The 16,926-nt window shown below is 32.1% G+C and carries 17 protein-coding genes and 1 tRNA gene; 3 read left to right on the top strand and 15 right to left on the bottom strand.

Going from position 1 to position 16,926, the window contains the following annotated elements; all coding sequences use genetic code 11:
• Window positions 1–169: 169 nt before the first annotated feature.
• Window positions 170–451 carry a winged helix-turn-helix domain-containing protein gene (locus ACKI3Q_RS09085; protein WP_407416274.1) on the top strand — a complete coding sequence of 94 codons (282 nt, stop codon included), beginning with the start codon at window positions 170–172 and terminating at the stop codon, window positions 449–451.
• On the opposite strand, the gene ACKI3Q_RS09080 is transcribed toward ACKI3Q_RS09085, so the two are convergent.
• The 8 genes from ACKI3Q_RS09080 to ACKI3Q_RS09045 all read right to left on the bottom strand — a co-directional run bounded on the left by ACKI3Q_RS09080 (window position 452) and on the right by ACKI3Q_RS09045 (window position 8,587).
• Complete coding sequence (locus ACKI3Q_RS09080) at window positions 452–1,426, bottom strand: zinc ribbon domain-containing protein (protein WP_407416273.1); 975 nt, start codon at window positions 1,424–1,426, stop codon at window positions 452–454. It lies immediately after the preceding gene.
• Entirely contained in the window at window positions 1,427–2,332 is a 906-nt protein-coding gene (locus ACKI3Q_RS09075; RefSeq protein WP_407416272.1) for a double zinc ribbon domain-containing protein, read from the bottom strand.
• 12 nt (window positions 2,333–2,344) lie between these two features.
• Window positions 2,345–4,618, bottom strand: coding sequence for a DHH family phosphoesterase (locus tag ACKI3Q_RS09070; protein WP_407416271.1), 2,274 nt, complete (start codon window positions 4,616–4,618; stop codon window positions 2,345–2,347).
• A gap of 10 nt (window positions 4,619–4,628) precedes the next feature.
• A complete protein-coding gene (locus tag ACKI3Q_RS09065; protein ID WP_407416270.1) occupies window positions 4,629–5,129 on the bottom strand; it encodes a hypothetical protein in 501 nt (166 codons plus the stop codon).
• 81 nt (window positions 5,130–5,210) lie between these two features.
• On the bottom strand, window positions 5,211–5,576 hold the full coding sequence (locus ACKI3Q_RS09060; RefSeq protein ID WP_407416269.1) for a desulfoferrodoxin family protein: 366 nt from the start codon (window positions 5,574–5,576) through the stop codon (window positions 5,211–5,213).
• A 49-nt stretch (window positions 5,577–5,625) separates the two neighbouring features.
• Complete coding sequence (gene nifU, locus ACKI3Q_RS09055; protein ID WP_407416268.1) at window positions 5,626–6,003, bottom strand: Fe-S cluster assembly scaffold protein NifU; 378 nt, start codon at window positions 6,001–6,003, stop codon at window positions 5,626–5,628.
• A 2-nt stretch (window positions 6,004–6,005) separates the two neighbouring features.
• Window positions 6,006–7,214 (bottom strand): cysteine desulfurase NifS, encoded by a 1,209-nt coding sequence (gene nifS, locus ACKI3Q_RS09050; protein ID WP_407416267.1) that lies wholly within the window; start codon window positions 7,212–7,214, stop codon window positions 6,006–6,008.
• Window positions 7,215–7,288: 74 nt separating this feature from the next.
• Window positions 7,289–8,587, bottom strand: coding sequence for an O-acetylhomoserine aminocarboxypropyltransferase/cysteine synthase family protein (locus ACKI3Q_RS09045; protein ID WP_407416266.1), 1,299 nt, complete (start codon window positions 8,585–8,587; stop codon window positions 7,289–7,291).
• 236 nt (window positions 8,588–8,823) lie between these two features.
• Between ACKI3Q_RS09045 and ACKI3Q_RS09040 the strand changes: the two genes are divergently transcribed.
• Window positions 8,824–9,342, top strand: coding sequence for a flavodoxin family protein (locus ACKI3Q_RS09040; RefSeq protein ID WP_407416265.1), 519 nt, complete (start codon window positions 8,824–8,826; stop codon window positions 9,340–9,342).
• Between the two features lie 10 nt (window positions 9,343–9,352).
• Here ACKI3Q_RS09040 and cysS read toward each other — a convergent pair whose 3' ends face one another.
• The 7 genes from cysS to aroA all read right to left on the bottom strand — a co-directional run bounded on the left by cysS (window position 9,353) and on the right by aroA (window position 15,139).
• Window positions 9,353–10,693 carry a cysteine--tRNA ligase gene (gene cysS / locus ACKI3Q_RS09035; protein ID WP_407416264.1) on the bottom strand — a complete coding sequence of 447 codons (1,341 nt, stop codon included), beginning with the start codon at window positions 10,691–10,693 and terminating at the stop codon, window positions 9,353–9,355.
• Between the two features lie 33 nt (window positions 10,694–10,726).
• Window positions 10,727–10,798 (bottom strand) — tRNA-Cys (locus ACKI3Q_RS09030).
• Window positions 10,799–10,950: 152 nt separating this feature from the next.
• The gene (locus ACKI3Q_RS09025) at window positions 10,951–11,325 is read right to left on the bottom strand and encodes a transcriptional regulator (protein WP_407416263.1); all 375 of its coding nucleotides are present in this window, start codon (window positions 11,323–11,325) and stop codon (window positions 10,951–10,953) included.
• A 1-nt stretch (window position 11,326) separates the two neighbouring features.
• The gene (cysE, locus tag ACKI3Q_RS09020) at window positions 11,327–12,037 is read right to left on the bottom strand and encodes a serine O-acetyltransferase (RefSeq protein WP_407416262.1); all 711 of its coding nucleotides are present in this window, start codon (window positions 12,035–12,037) and stop codon (window positions 11,327–11,329) included.
• Window positions 12,038–12,135: 98 nt separating this feature from the next.
• The gene (gene cysK / locus ACKI3Q_RS09015; RefSeq protein ID WP_407416261.1) at window positions 12,136–13,083 is read right to left on the bottom strand and encodes a cysteine synthase A; all 948 of its coding nucleotides are present in this window, start codon (window positions 13,081–13,083) and stop codon (window positions 12,136–12,138) included.
• A 115-nt stretch (window positions 13,084–13,198) separates the two neighbouring features.
• Window positions 13,199–13,822, bottom strand: a complete 624-nt coding sequence (gene nth, locus ACKI3Q_RS09010; protein WP_407416260.1) for an endonuclease III — start codon at window positions 13,820–13,822, stop codon at window positions 13,199–13,201.
• The gene (gene aroA / locus ACKI3Q_RS09005) at window positions 13,823–15,139 is read right to left on the bottom strand and encodes a 3-phosphoshikimate 1-carboxyvinyltransferase (protein WP_407416259.1); all 1,317 of its coding nucleotides are present in this window, start codon (window positions 15,137–15,139) and stop codon (window positions 13,823–13,825) included. It abuts the gene before it with no gap.
• 164 nt (window positions 15,140–15,303) lie between these two features.
• On the opposite strand from aroA, the gene ACKI3Q_RS09000 reads away from it, so the two are divergent.
• Window positions 15,304–16,167: a CPBP family intramembrane glutamic endopeptidase gene (locus ACKI3Q_RS09000; RefSeq protein ID WP_407416258.1), complete on the top strand. Its 864-nt coding sequence runs from the start codon at window positions 15,304–15,306 to the stop codon at window positions 16,165–16,167.
• The last annotated feature ends 759 nt before the right edge of the window (window positions 16,168–16,926 follow it).

The following is a 16,926-nucleotide window of genomic DNA, read 5'->3' as shown; positions in this document are numbered from 1 at the left end:
TTTTTAAAAATACTAAATATTATTTAAATAATTAGCATTTTGAACACAATTAACCATTAATTTAATAATAAAATAAATTGGATAAAATTGTACATTATCCTACTAAAATATGCATTGAAAATAATAAAATTCTAAAATCTTTTATATTAGAAAATATAGAATAATAACTATGAGTAAAGAAAATGACGAGCTTTTGAAATTGACATCTTATGTTCAAATCTCAAAATACAGGGAGAAAACATTAAAGTCTATAGGTGATGACGTAAAGATACCAACAAACATTGCTAAAGACAGCGGTATTAGAACAAATCACATTTCAAAAGTACTCAGTGAACTTAAGAACAAAGAGATAGTTGAATGCATTAATGAAGAAGCTCGTAAAGGAAGATTATACAGATTAACTGATACTGGAAAAGAAGTATTAGATACTATTAAAGATAAAGAAGAATAATTAATCTTCAAATTTATATTTTATATGTTCTAACTCTTCCCTTGCTTCTTTATTATTATATAAATTTTCAAAATAAAATGCCATCAACCCAATAAATAGCTTATTTTTTTCATCATGGTCAAGCAGTTCCTTATCAAAAACACCAGTAAGGTTTCCTTTTGGCTCAACCATATCTATTTTGAATTGTAATTTAATGGATTCCCTTAAATTTTCATCGATATACTTATCTAAATAATGAATAATGTCCTGAGCATAAGAACTGCCTAATTGAATGAAAACTTGGCAATCCTCTTCACTAAAACCCAAATCACTGACACATTTATAATATGAATTAAATCTTTGAAATTCGATAGGAATATATCTATTTTCAACAGTATGAGCATAAAATTCATTCATTATTTGAATTTGAGAATCTACAAAAACATATTCAACAAAACTTTTTAATGCAGGGGAAGCTTTGACACCAAATAATTCAGATAAAATATTAACGGCCAAATCAAACAATAGAAAATGAGCCAATTCATGTATGATAGTGGAAATCTGAAAGCACTCATCTAAACGGTCATCATAAAAAATATATTGAATTGCATACTCTCCCTTGGCAACTCCACTAGATACCGGAATAACACTTGTAAACACATTTGCAACCTGCAATATTTTCTCTTTAGCAGTTTTTCCAGTAATCTTAATATAATCCAACTTTTTAAAAATCCTATTTAAAATATCAACATAATCATATAGGCTAAAGTTTGAATTTATCAATAAAGAGAAATTATAATCACTGAACAAATCATCAAGACTATCAATAGCTATTGGGGTAATTTGCCTATTGCAATTAATGCAGAATTTGCTGGAATCAGAATTCTTTTTACCGCAAAAAGGACAGATGTTTTCCTCAGCTATTCTGCATCCACAATGGGTACAATAATTATTATCTTTTAGATTTAGAGTTCCACAAACTTCACAATATTTCATCTAAACACCATGCCACACATTTTTAGCAGAATTAATAGCTTTAGAAAAAGTTCTTTTCCTATTAATTATTTTTTTAATATTTTTACCACAGTTAGGACAGAATTCAGAATTGAAGTCTATTATCTTACCGCAGCTACACACTATTTTAGATCTCAATACTCTTTCAGGATTCAAAGGCTTTTCACATGAAGAACAAAACCTTGCATTAATATCATTTCTTGTTCCACAAACGCAAATAATATCAGTAATTTCCTCAATTAAAGAGTTACCGCATTCAATACAAAAATCAGCAATCACATCATTTAAAACAGAACAAACACATAATATTTTGATATCATCTATATAACTGTAACTATCCAATGGAAGACCGCAATTTTCACAAAACTGATTATTGCGGGAATTTTCTTTACCGCAGACACAAAAAATAGGATCATCATACTCAAAATTAAAATTACTGTAAATTTCATCTTCTATATCTTCATCTTGCAATCTACGACCACACATATCACAAAATTCACTATCCCAAGAATTTGAAGCACCGCATTCACAAATGATATCAGTATTAACTTCAATATCATCAATATTTAATTTCGGTTTTTCAAATTTTTTAATGAACTTGAATAATCTTTTACTGGAGCGTCTTACTCCACAATGGGGACAAAATTCATTATTAATCTCATTTAAATAACCGCAAGAACAAATGTCATAATCGCAATCCTTTTGAGAATAGAGATATGGTGAAAAGTCAACTTTTAAATTGAAAAATCCGATATTATGGATTGGAGGAATAAAAATATACTCGCAACCATTATTTTTAGAAATTGTTTTAGTGCCGCAGGCATTGCAAAATTCTTCATTAGGCACTAATCTTTTTCCACAATTGGGACAATAATTCCAAAATTCCATAAATATCAAATATTATAATCGGGTTAAAGATTTTATCTCATTTACAATTTCAAACAGAATATCTTCACCCAATCCTTCAATATATTTTACAGAACCTGCACATTCATGTCCCCCTCCGTCAACACCTGCTGAAGGAACTTTAACGGCCAGATTTGAAACAATATCATTAACATTGAATCCAAATTCTTCGTTAACCGCATCAGTAGCCCTGAATACTCCAAAATCAGGACCATGGCCTAAAGTAACAATAGGCTTGTCTTCACCTATTTCCTTTATCATCCTGTCATGAACAAAACCACAGGTCTTTCCAGGAGCAGGGAATGTAAATTTATGTGCATATTTCTCCACATCAATCAGATTAAAGTAAATTCCATTATCCAGTTGTGTCTTTTTAATATTAGGAAGCACCGCTTTAAGTTGAGTATCAATTCTTTTTTCATACTCCTTATATAATGCATCTATCATTTTATAATGCTTATCAAAATTATCAACAGCAAGAATAGTATCCATTATTCCTCTACCATTCATAAATCTTAAGAAATAAGATTCAAAATCAATACATTCAGCAATCTTTGCCAAATGTTCTTTTGTAAATTTTTTCTCATAAGCAAGCTCCAGATATTGATATACCTCACCACATTCTGCACGGTCTCCCAACGCTGCAATGGCCGGCAAATGTTGAATTAATCCTTTAACTTGAGGATTTATAATATGAGCCACTTCCGTTGCTAAAGCACCAGCGGTTAATTGTGAATCTCCACCAACAAGATATGGATTTACATGAGTATCCACATATTCATCAACGGCAACTGTAGCTCCAACAATTTCACCATCCACCTCATCAACAGTCAATAAATCACCCGGTGAGTGATGGTCTATAACAATAACTTCAATATCATATATTTTGGCTTGCATCAATGCAACAATATCCTCTTCAGTAGATCCGTTATCCAATAAAACAATCAATGGCAATTTTTGACCATGCCTTTCCTGATCTTCTAAAGCAAATGATAAATCTTTAACTACATCCTCAAGCTCATAAAATGGAGCTTTTGATGGAGAACGTTTGAAATAATAATATTGAGCATCATTACTAGGATTTATCTCTTCAATCAAAGGTACAACAGCCTTTTCCATAGCAACTCCAGCACATATTCCATCAGCATCATTATGATGTCTTAACAAAACAGTCCTGCCATCCAGAATGGCTCTTCTGATTTTTTGAGCAGCTTCTCTCATCTTTGGTTTAAGCTTGTTTAAAATATCACTTTTGACCAAGAAATCGACATCTTCAGGTTTGGCTTTTTCATTTAATGCATCATCAATTAATTTTAAGATATCATCTTTTTTAGTTCCTTCAAGTTTTACCATTGAAGATGACTCAATCTGAGTTTTTCCACCATGCTGATTAACTTCTCCTAAAATTTCAACGGCATCACCTTCTGAAACTTCAGGATAAGCCCTAACACCCGCTTCATCAAAAGCGGCTACCTCAGCCACACCTGTTTCATCAGTGACAGTGAAAATTGTAGGTCCTGATGTTTGTTGTACTTGCAAAACCTCACCATCAATACGGACCATCTTACCCATCTTAGTATCCAAATTCTCTACGACAGTACGAGGAATAGACTTGGTTAATTTAATAATACGATGATTTCTAACATAGGCTGGGGCAAAATCAATTTTACCTTCTCTTGATTTAATAGAAGTTACAAATACAATTACCTCTTCACCAACATTATAACCTGAAACTTCTCCTCTCATCAATCCCCAGACATTATTATTTAAAGTAACAAAAGCACCATATTTTTCAATTCTGGTAATTTTACCCTTATATAATTTATCACGATCAATATCACGCATTTCAACTAATGAATCCAAAATATAAACATCTTTAACTTCTTTTTCACGAGCAATACGCTTTTCTTCAGCCTCTTTTCTTCTCATTTTATCTTCCTTACGTTTAGCTCCGCAATCAGCACATATATCATATTTTTCATCTAAAGGTTTTCCGCAATCCCTGCAAACATTAATCTGGCCGGTTCCATTACAATATTTGCAGTCTTCATAAACTTCAACTTGACCTTTTCCATTACATGCTTCACATGGAACATCCTGGTCTGAACCTAAATCAAATTTTGCTCTAGCTTTATTATTTACTCCTTTAAAATGATTTCCAACATCAAAAGAGTCCTCTTCATATCCAGTTCCTCCACAGCTAGAACATTCTTTATAATCTACAACGATAACTCCTGAACCGTTGCATTTTGGACAATTCTTTTTCATAAAAAAAACCTCATTTAAAATAATCAGGGTTAGTCTTAACCAAATCATTTCTAATATTCTGAAATTCTAAGGCCTGATTCATATAATCATTAGCTTGAGAAGCATATTCATTACCTGCTCTATTTTCTTTGTATTCAAAATGGTCAATAGCTTCTGATAAATGATATGTAGCATTAACTTTAAGTTCAAGCTCTTTAAATATTGTATTAAGATAATTTTTTTGAACATCATTAGTGTCATAATCCAAATTAGTCATGACGCTACTTAATAAATTAATGCTCCTATTATAATTATTTTCCGCCGAAGTGGCTTTATTTCTTGCTTCATCATAATTCTTACTATTTACTAAATCAACAGCTTCATTATAGTTCGAATCTCCATTAACAATACTTGAACTAATATCCGGCATTGAACTATTCATGCTATTTTCAGTACCATATAAATAAATTACCGCACCTGAAAAAACGATTAAAATAACAATAAAAATTATCACTTTACTATAATTAGACACAATATAATATTTAAAAAAAGATATTATAAAAACTTTGTTATAAAAAAAATAGAAAAATTTTAAGAAATAAATTCTTAAAATCTATTCACTGGACCAGAGTCCGTGTAAATTACAGAATGCTAACGCTTTAATATCATCAGTAGAGTTTACTGTGAAAGTTGCTTCTGCAACATCACCTGGTTTGAAGCATTTTGCATATTGTTCAGCACCTGCTTCAACAATTAAAAATTGGATGTAATGGTCATCATCCATTGGGTGAGCAGCTTCACCGACTTTTACGGTTACTTTATCACCATCGATTTCAACTACAGGTTTGTGTTTAGGAGATTTTTCTCCTTCAGTTTGTGCAGGGAACTCGAACATATGAGTATCACATGTATCGCCGTCATCTTCTGCTAAAACTTGAATAATGCTTCCGCAATCATCACATTTTAATATTTTTGCCATAATAAACAACTCCATTATTGAGTGTAATTATGTATATATTCATTGATATTTAACTTTGATGGGTTTCGTAATAATTTTCAATAGCTGCCTGAAGACCATCTGCTGCAAGGTTTGAACAATGCATTTTAATAGGAGGGAGACCGTCAAGTTCTTCAGCTACATCATTACGTGAAATATCCAATGCTTCATCCAAGGTTTTTCCAACAGCTAATTCAGTAATCATACTGCTGGTAGCGATTGCTGCACCACATCCGAATGTTTGGAAACTAATATCCTCGATTACTTCATCATCATTAACTTTAATGTAAATCGTCATTAAATCTCCACATGTTGGATTTCCTACAGTTCCAACGCCATCTGCATCTTCCATTAATCTGCAGTTTCTAGGATTTGCAAAGTGATCCATTACCTTTTCTGAATAATCCATGTTTAACACCTCTTACATGTATCGCTGTGTTTTTTACACATAATATTGTCATAATCCAATTCTTGATTCCATAAAGGAGACATTTGTCTTAATCTTTTTACTGATTCAGCAATTATATCTACAAATTCATCAATATCGAAAGTATCACTTTCAGGAGACAAAGAAATTCTTAAAGATCCGTGGACATCAACAGGGTCTAATCCTAATGCTGTCAACACAGGTGAGGCTTCTAACTTATTTGATGAGCATGCTGAACCGGTTGAAGCCTGATAACCTTTTGCATCAAGCAAAAGAATTAAAGATTCACCTTCAATCGCCTTAAATCTGAAGTTGACAAGATTCGGCAATCTAATCTCTTCATCACCATTTAAGTAAGCTTCAGGGATTGTAGTTAAAACCTTTTCAATCAGTTCATCCCTCATTGCAGATAGTTTTTTATAGTGTTCATCTAATTGACTTACTGCAAGTTCACATGCTTTTCCAAATCCAACAATTCCAGGAACATTTTCAGTTCCTGCACGAATGCCTCTTTCTTGCCCACCACCATGTATAAGCGGGACAACACGGGTTCCTTTTTTAATATATAATGCTCCAACACCTTTTGGACCGTTAATTTTATGGGAAGATAAAGAAAGCAAATCCACATTTAATTTTTCAACATCCACATCAATTTTACCGAAACTTTGAACAGCATCGGTATGGAATTTAATGCCCTTTTCACGAGCAATCTTACCGATTTCTTCAATTGGCTGAAGGGTTCCGATTTCATTATTTGCATGCATTACTGTAATTAAAATTGTCTCATCAGTTATAGCATCCTTTAAATCATCTATTTTTATTATTCCATTTTCATAAACTGGCAAATAAGTAACTTTAAAATCAAGTGATTCTAAAAAGTGAAGAGTTTCTTTAACGGCAGGGTGTTCAATATCTGTTGTGATAATGTGTTTACCTTTTTTAGCCAATTTAAAAGCTATTCCTTTTATAGCTAAGTTATCAGATTCAGATCCTCCCCCTGTAAAGATAATTTCTTCAGGTTTTGCATTAATTGCATCAGCTACTCTTTTACGAGCCAATTCTAAAGCCTTTTTTGATTCACGACCAATTCCATAAAGAGTGGAAGGGTTTCCAAACTCTTCTGTGAAATACGGTTTCATTTCTTCAAAAACTTCCTCACTAACTTGTGTGGTTGCTGAATTATCTAGATACATTCTCATTCTCCCAGTTGTTTTTTTGATAGTTAAACTTTATTTTTAAATAATTTTTATATTAAAAGAAGGTAAGCTTAGTCAAGCTTATCTAAAGCTTGACTTAAATCATCGATTAAATCATTAACGTCTTCAAGACCAATAGATAATCTGATGAAATCAGGAGTTACACCAGTAGCCTCTTGCTCTTCAGGAGTTAATTGTTGATGTGTTGTACTTGCAGGGTGAATAGCTAAACTTTTTGCATCTCCAATATTTGCAAGAATTGAGAATAATTCTAAATGTTCAATGACTTTTCTACCTGCTTCTTCTCCACCTTCTACACCAAATCCTAAAATACCTGCAAAATGATCTTTCAAGTATTTTTTATTAGTTTCATATGTTGGATGTGATTCCAATCCTGGATAGTTTACCCATTTTACTTTTGGATGGGATTCTAAGAATTTTGCTACTTTTAAAGCATTTTCTGAATGTCTTTTTACACGTACATCTAAGCTTTCAAGACCTTGTAAGAAAATAAAGCTGTGTACAGGTGCTTGAGTAGCTCCAATATCCCTTAACAATCTTGCTCTGATTCTTACAGTAAATGCAAGGTTTCCAAGCTCAGGAACATCTCCAAAGGAATCCCAGAATACTAATCCATGATAACTTGGATCAGGTTCTGTGAAGTTAGGGAATTTACCGTTTCCCCAGTTGAATTTACCTGAGTCAACAATATATCCTCCAACAGCAGTACCATGTCCTCCAACATATTTTGTTGCAGATGCTGCAATTACATCAGCACCATGTTCTAAAGGCCTTACTAAACCCACACCAACAGTGTTATCGACAATCAATGGAATGTCATGACTGTGAGCAATTTCTGCTAATGCTTCAAAATCAGGAACATCCAATTTTGGATTACCTATAGATTCGCAGTAAATAGCTTTAGTCTTTTCATCAATTGCATCTTCAAAAGCCTGTAAGTCCTGAGAATCAACGAATTTAACTTCTCTTGCCAAATCTTTTAAAGTGTAGTCAAACAATTGGTAAGTTCCACCGTATAAATTATCAGCAGATACAATATTGTCTCCAGGTTGTGTGACATTTAATATTGCGTATGTAATTGCTGCGAGACCACTGGATGTTGAAATACCGGAATTACCGCCTTCAATAGCAGCAATTCTTGCTTCAAATACATCACTAGTTGGATTTGTAAGTCTTGAATAAATTTGACCAAATTCTTGAAGGGCGAAACGTCTAGCAGCTTCATCTGAATCTTTAAATACATACGAAGTTGTCTGATAAATTGGCACTGCTTGTGCTCCAGTAACGGGATCTGGTATTTGACCTGCTCTTACACCTAAAGTTGCTAATCCATAATCTTTTTTACTCATTTAATAATCACCTTAATAACTTTTCTTAAAAATATGTCATATGTTATAATGACAATATAACAATAGTTATTTTTTATATATAAATGTTTTGGTAAACCAAAATTTTTGGTTTGAAATGAAAATAAACAGTGTTATATAACATAACTTATGTTATTATAGTATATAAACCCTACCATATTTTTCAAAAATTTTAAGTTAAATCAAAACAAAATGATAATTATAGGAGAGTATTTTATATGAAAACTATAGCTTTAATCGGAAGTCCACGTAAAAATGGAAATTGTGATATACTAGTAAACAAACTAGCTGAGAAAATAGACGGTGAAACAGAAGTATTATTCTTAAATGACATGAATTTAGGATACTGTAATGCATGTTTAGGCTGTCAAAAAGGAGACTGCGTAAAAGACGATGACACAAGAGACATCATAGCAAAAATAGAAGATGCAGACCTTTTAATTTTTTCAAGCCCAATTTACTATGGCCAAATAACTGCACAGGCTAAAACAGTAATCGACAGATTCTATATGATTTCACAAAATCCTGAAAGATCCCTTGAAGGTACCAAAGTAATTCAAGTATTTACCCAGGCAAATCCTGGAGATGCATTTGACGGATACATAAAATCATTAGAAACCATGCCATTTGGATATATGGGAATGGAAGTAATTGAAACAATAATTGCAAGAGGTGCTGGTGGAAAAGGCGAAGGTCTTGAAGATGCACTTAAAAAAATAGAAGAATTGGAGATTTAAATCTCCTTTTCTAATCATTTATTTCATAACCTAAATTAATTAACTCATCACGTATTTTATCTGATAATTCATACTGTTTTGCTGCTCTCAAATCAGATCTTACATCAGTGATTAAATTAAATAAATCATCTGAACCTGCTGAAGTTTCTTCTAAATAGAAGTCAATACCCAATATTTGAGAAACATCATCCAAAAATGCTTTAATAGCTATCTTATCATTTTCAGCCAATTCTTCATTTTTAGTTGCAGTAATTAATTTGAATATTGCAGCAATAGCCTTAGGAGTGTTGAAATCATCATCCATACTATTAAAGAATTCATCACGAGCTTCAGTTAATGCTTCCAAATCTGATTCGACATCACTTGCTTCAACATCCAATGCAGAATAGAATTTTTTAATCCTTTCCAAACTTTTTTCAGACTGGTGAAGTGAATCTTTTGAAAAATCAATAGGACTTCTGTAGTGAGTTGATAAAACAAAGAACCTGAACGTATCTGCATCCCAGTCTTCAAGCAATTCACGAATAGTGATGAAATTATGCAAGGATTTTGACATTTTTTCTCCATTTACATTTAAAAATCCGGTATGTAACCAGTATCTTACCATTGGAGATTTTCCGCTTACCGCTTCCATCTGTGTAATTTCTGCCTCATGATGAGGGTAAATTAAATCCAATCCTCCACCATGAACATCATACTGTTCACCAAAGTAGTATTCAGTAATTGCAGTATCTTCGATATGCCATCCAGGTCTTCCATCACCCCATGGAGAAGGAAATACAGGTTCATCGACATTATCCCTTTTTTTCCATAATGCAAAGTCCTGTTCATTTCTTTTAGTGGTTTCGGCTAACTCCCTGTGGGATTCAAGCTCATCAATTTTACGATTTGACAACTTTCCAAATTCTTCAAATTTTTCAATCTCAAAGTAAACACCATCATCACTTTCATAAGCAAATCCCTTATCGATTAATCTTTGAATTTGGTCTATTATTTCATCAAGATGATCAGTTGCTCTTGCGAATAAATTAACGCCTGTGACATTTAATTTAGTCATGTCTTCAATGTATCTTTTTTCGAACTTCCTAGCTATATCATGTGCAGGAATTCCTGATTCCTTTGACCTGTTAATAATCTTATCATCGATATCAGTAATATTTTGAATATAGAAAACAGCATATCCTGAATATTCCAAATATCTTTTTATTGTATCAAAAGAAATATAGGTTCTTCCATGACCAATATGGGCATCATCATAAACAGTAGGACCGCAAACAAAAAAGTTTACACGATTTTTGTTCATAGTTTCAAAATTCTCTTTACTACGAGTTAAAGTAGAGTAAATATCCATAAAAAATCCCTCAAAAAATAGTTATAATAATAGAGGCAAGTAAGGGATTTGAACCCCTGTTTCATGGTCTGCAGCCACGCACCTAAGCCACTCGGTTAACTTGCCAATAAAAAATTAAAGTCTAATAAAATATTGTATCTTAATACTATATAAACATTACTAAAAAATCCAAAATTTAATTATAATATTAAATAATAGAGCGAAAATTAAATATAAAAGAGTTTTTCAACTCTAAATATTAATATAAAAACCATTTACTATTTTGACTCAGACCCCATACAAGATTGACAGTCTTCATCAATGTCATCTTTATCAATGTCCAATTGTTGCAATATATCTTGTGGCCGAACATTTTTGCATATTGCACATGTTCTTGGAATCAAATCGGCTTTTTTAGATTCACCAGTAGACAACTCCAAAGCAAAGTCTTTTACCATTTGCCTTACATCATCACCTAATTTAACCCCACTACCTCTTTTGTCAGTAATGTATTGCGATACTGCTGGTTGGGTTATGTCCATAAGCTCGGAAACATCTTTTTGCTTCATTCCAAGATTTAATAATTCTTTAGCTAATTCTGATCTAATAGCTGGTATTACATACCATACAACAATTTCACAAGGCGGTTTCATATTAATCACTATCTTTTTCTAATAAATCTCCACAATCGACTTCTTCAACAATACCATCATTTAAACAGAGGTCATGTTTATCAAGTAAAATTTTAATAATTTCCTCATTTTCTTTTATTTGCTTTTCTAAAGATCTTATTGCTTCAGCGACAGGGTCAGGTAATTTATTATGTTCCAAATCAACAACATGACTTTTACCCTTACTTTTAACAATTCTTCCAGGGACACCAACACAGGTTGATTCAGGGGGAACATCTTTAAGAACAACAGCACCAGTACCAATTTTTGAATATTTACCAATAGTGATATTACCCATTACTTTGGCACCAGCACCAATAATTACACCATCTTCAATGGTTGGATGCCTTTTAGTTTTTTGAGTTGTTGTACCACCAAGAATAACTCCCTGATAGATTAATACATCATCTCCGACAATTGTTGTTTCTCCAACAACAATTCCCATCCCATGATCAATAAAAACTCTTTTTCCAAATTGTGCCCCAGGATGAATTTCAATACCTGTTAGAAATCTTGCCAGATTAGAGTTAATTCTAGCCAGCAATTTAAAGGAATGATTCCAAAGAAAATGGCTAATCCTATGCATAAATAATGCCCATACACCAGGATAACATAAAAGTATCTCTATAGTACTTCTGGCAGCAGGATCCTTCTCCTTAATTGCTTTAATTTCACTTCTAAACCTCTCTAACATTTACTGAACCCCAAATTTAACTGAAGAAAGTTTTTATATACTATGTTATATTATAATAGGTGTTATATAAATGTTAGTTTTAAACACAATTTATGTGATTATTCGAATAACCAATCCACTGAAAGATATCTTTCACCATTATCTGGTAAGATTGCAATAATTCTTTTACCTTTATTTTCTTCTTTTTTAGCTAATTCTAATGCAGCAAAAGTAGCAGCACCTGAAGAAATACCTGCAAAGATACCTTCTTCTTTAGCCAATGCTAATAAAGTGTTTCCTGCATCCTCATTTGCAACTGGGAAAATTTCATCAATAACTTCAGCATCATAAATGGATGGAACAAAACCTGCACCGATACCTTGGATTTTGTGAGGTCCTTTTTCTCCTTTTCCTAATGTTTGGGAATCTTTAGGTTCAACTGCAACAATTTTTACATCAGGAATTTCTTCTTTTAAAACTTTACCTATTCCAGTTGCTGTACCACCAGTTCCAACACCTGAAACAATAATATCAACTTTTCCTTCAGTATCTCTTAATATTTCCTGAGCAGTTGTTTTAGCATGAATTTCCACATTAGCAGGATTGTCAAACTGACCTAAAATTATAGCATTTGGATTTTCACTTTCAATTTCATTAGCTTTTGCAATAGCTCCACCCATTCCTTCAGAACCTGGAGTTAATACAATTTCAGCACCAAAAATAGCTAATAATTTTCTCCTTTCAATAGACATTGTTTCAGGCATTGTTAAAATTAATTTATAACCTTTAGCTGCAGCTGCAAAACCAAGTCCAATACCAGTATTTCCACTAGTTGGTTCAACAATTACAGAATCTTTATTTAATAATCCTTTTTCTTCCGCATCTTCAATCATAGCAACAGCAACACGATCTTTTACACTTCCTGTTGGATTGAAGGATTCCATTTTCACATCTACTTCAGCATCTAAATCTTTTGTAAGATTGTTTAATTTAACAATTGGAGTATTACCTATAGCATCAACAACACTATCTAAAACTCCTCTTTTTAATTCAGGTACATTTACCATAGTTTTTACCTCCTCAATTTTTAATTACATTTAAAGTTGAAATATAACAATAGTTATTTTTTTAATAACCATTGTTATATAGCATTGTTATTATATATAAATATTTCTAAAAAAATCAGCTCCCATCATAATCACAAAGATAATTCACAGGACACATTTCACATTGCGGTGATGTAGGTTTGCAAATATTCTGTCCGAATTGAACCATCAAGTCATTTAATTTAATCCATAATTCCTTTGGAGCGATTTTGGACAATTCAATCTCTGTTTCATCAGGATTTTTAGTATTGACCAAACCCATCCTATTAGAAATCCTATGAACATGGGTATCAACAGGAATAGCCGGTAGTTCAAAGGCAAAAACCAAAACACAATTAGCAGTCTTACGACCGACACCTGGAAGCTTTACAAGTTCCTCCAAGGTATCAGGCACTTCACCGCCATACTGGTCAATTAAGATTTGAGAAACTTCCTGAATACGACCTGCCTTAACGCGATAAAAACCTGCTGGCTTGATTAATTCCTGAACATCTTCAGTAGGGGCTTCTACAACCTCATAAATATCCTTGTATTTTGAAAATAAGTTATTGGTAGCCTGATCAGTGTTTTCATCACGGGTTCTTTGAGATAAAATAGTTCTAACGAGAACTTTATAAGGATCATGGTCTAAAAAAACCCTAATTTCAAAAATATTATTCAATTCTTCTACAATTTTAATAACCCTATCCGTTTTGCTCATTTACACCAACTCTAATTCAAATCCAATCTCTGCCATGGACTCAATGAAATTAGGAAAAGACACATCAAAGACTTCCCCATTTATAATTTCAATATCATGTTTAAGGCCGATTAATGAAAATGCCATGGCCAATCTATGGTCACCGCATGAATCAACAGTTCCTGAAGAAACTCCGCCAGTAATGCTCATACCATCTTCAAACTCTTCCAGCTTACAGTTGAGTTTTTCAAGCTGCCTGCAAGTAGTATCAATTCTATCTGTTTCCTTAACTCTTGCATGCTTGACACCAGTAATATTAGTAGTTCCTTCAGCCATTGCTGCAAGAACAGCTACTGTAATCAATAAATCTGGGGCATTAGACAAGTTAACATCAATTCCCTTAAGCTTTCCGTCTGATGAAATCTCGACATAATCATCATGAACTGTGATATCGGCACCCATTCTTTTTAAAATATCCAATATTAACTTATCTCCCTGTTTGGAATTTTTAAATAAATTTAAAATTTTTGCATGACCTCCATTAATAGCAATACAGGCAAGCAGATATGAAGCAGAAGAATAATCTCCCTCAACAGTATAATCACATGCTTTATAATTCTGTTTTTTTACTTTGAACTCATCGATGCGACATGTCTTATGTTCTTTTGTACAATCATCATGCTTAACATAAAACCCTTTCAAGACACGTACGCCGAATTTTTTCATGATATCCAATGTCATATCAACATAAGGGCGAGATTTGAACTCGGGCAGGACAAATAAAGTAACGCCATTATCAGACAATGGGGAGGAAATCAGAATTGATGAAATATATTGTGAACTAACACTGCCTGAAATATTAGTTTCACCACCATCATAACCTGGTTTAATTAAAATTGGAGCCTTGCCATTATCATTGATTGATTTAGCTTCAATTCCTAAATTCCTAATAGCACCAATTAATAAGTCCATTGGCCTAGTCTGCAGGGAATCATCACCAGTTAAAATTACATCATTATCAGATAAACTGGAAACGCTGGTCATCAAACGTAGAGTAGTGCCAGAATTAGCCAAATCAATCGGTTCATCACTTGAATTATGCAATTTTCCACCAGCACCTATAACTTCCAAATAATCATCCGTTTTAGTAATTTGAGCTCCTAAAGTTTTACATACCCTAATAGAAGCCAAAGTATCTTCAGAAAATAACATATCATATAATTTAGATGTGCCTTCTGCAAGTGATGCTAAAATAACTGCCCTGTGAGAATAACTTTTAGAAGGAGGAGCTTTAACGACTCCACCAATATTAGAAATACTTTTTACCTTAAGTTTCATTTTATCATACCAAAGATATTGAACTTACCTTTCCATAACTTTCTTTATATAAAGTTTTAATTCATTAGTTAATTAAATTTTTGGAAGTATTCAAAACTATTAATGCTCATATTATTTCAAATTTGAACATAATTTTATATGCCAGCAAACTTTAAATAAAAATTATGAAAGAAAATAATGAGACATCTGAATATATTACTTTTCCAAAAACTTTTGAGAACTATAAATGGTACAAACCAATACTTGTTTTGATATTAGGTTTAGTAATAATGATTATACTAGATTCAATAATAACATTAGTTTTCAGCCAAATATATGGAAAGGACTTTATAATATCCCTTACAAATGGAGGATATGAGATTTTAAATACAGAAATTGGGGAAATTCTTACAAATTTGGGAGTTATTATTATGATTCCTTCCCTCTATCTTGCATCCAAAATTGTCAGAGACAGACCATTTTCTTCATATGTATCTTCACGGGGAGGATGGAATTATAAACTCTATTTTAAAGCTTTAATAATACCATTTATAATGTACATGATTTTTGGAGCTATTGATTTTGCCATTAAAGGACCGGAAGGTATTGCGCATTTTTCATGGAGCTTTTTAATCCTGACTTTAATTCTAGTGCCTTTACAGTGCATTGCAGAAGAATATGTATTCCGTGGTTTATTTATGCAAACTTTCGGATCATGGTTTGGAATACCTGTATTGGCAGTGATTCTTCAAGCGATAATATTTGCATTATGCCATGGATATAACAATCTAGGAATTATAGAAGTGTTTGTTTCAGGACTATTTTTTGGATTTATTACCTGGAAAACAAATGGTATAGAAGTAAGTTCCGCAGTACATACAGCGAATAATTTTACAATCAGTTTATTCGTTATGCTTGGAATACAGTCAACAACTTCATCACCAACATTAACCGATGCTGTAATTTCAATTGCTTTTCTAATAATACTTTATGTTGTAATGTATTATGTAGGTAAAAAAACCGATTGGTTTGGCGAAATCAAAGAATAAGATTATTAATACTGAATAATCTATTTTTTATTTTCTTTTACAGGATGACAAAAAACTAAAGGGTTTTTCAAAAGTACCCGATTAATTAAACAGATTTATCAATCTATAAATACTTTTTCTTATGAATGAAAACAATATTTATCAGTGAAAACAATATTTATCAGTGGCCTCAACAAGCTTTATATACCAAAATAACCATAAAAACAAATGGACATCTTAATTGATGTCATATCATATACCAAAATTCAACATTTAAGTCTAATGGTTTAACCATTAGGAGAATAGGGTGAGATTTAAAATAATTTAAATAGGCTCATGTGAATCATTATATGGTGGGAGGTTCAAACATTGCTTTTCACTAACACATCACCACATACGAAGGTATGTTAATCTCACCCTATAAACTCTTTTTAGAAAAATAACTATTTAAATTTTATATTATATATCATAACAATATTTTAATGAGTTTGAAAAAAAATAAAGACTTTAAAATATTATTTGAAATTGGAAAAATTATTAATAGATGAAAAAATAATTATTTTATCCCATTGCTTTAGAGCAAGGCAGATCAATTAACGTTCCTATTTCATAAGGATTAGTCATCCCAATCAAAAAAAAGAGAGTGTGACACGAAGTCACTATTTTTTTAATTTTATTTTACTTATTTTTCCTTTAATTTTATATACTATGAAGTACAATCTATTATTATAGATATTAAACTTTATGGTTGTTTTATTTATGGTTTTAAAAGATGATAAC

Origin of the sequence: Methanobrevibacter sp. (genome assembly GCF_045636185.1) — an archaeon.
GTDB lineage: Archaea > Methanobacteriota > Methanobacteria > Methanobacteriales > Methanobacteriaceae > Methanocatella.
The sequence above is the reverse complement of the archived record's forward strand: the minus strand, read 5'-3'. Positions and strand labels throughout refer to the sequence as shown.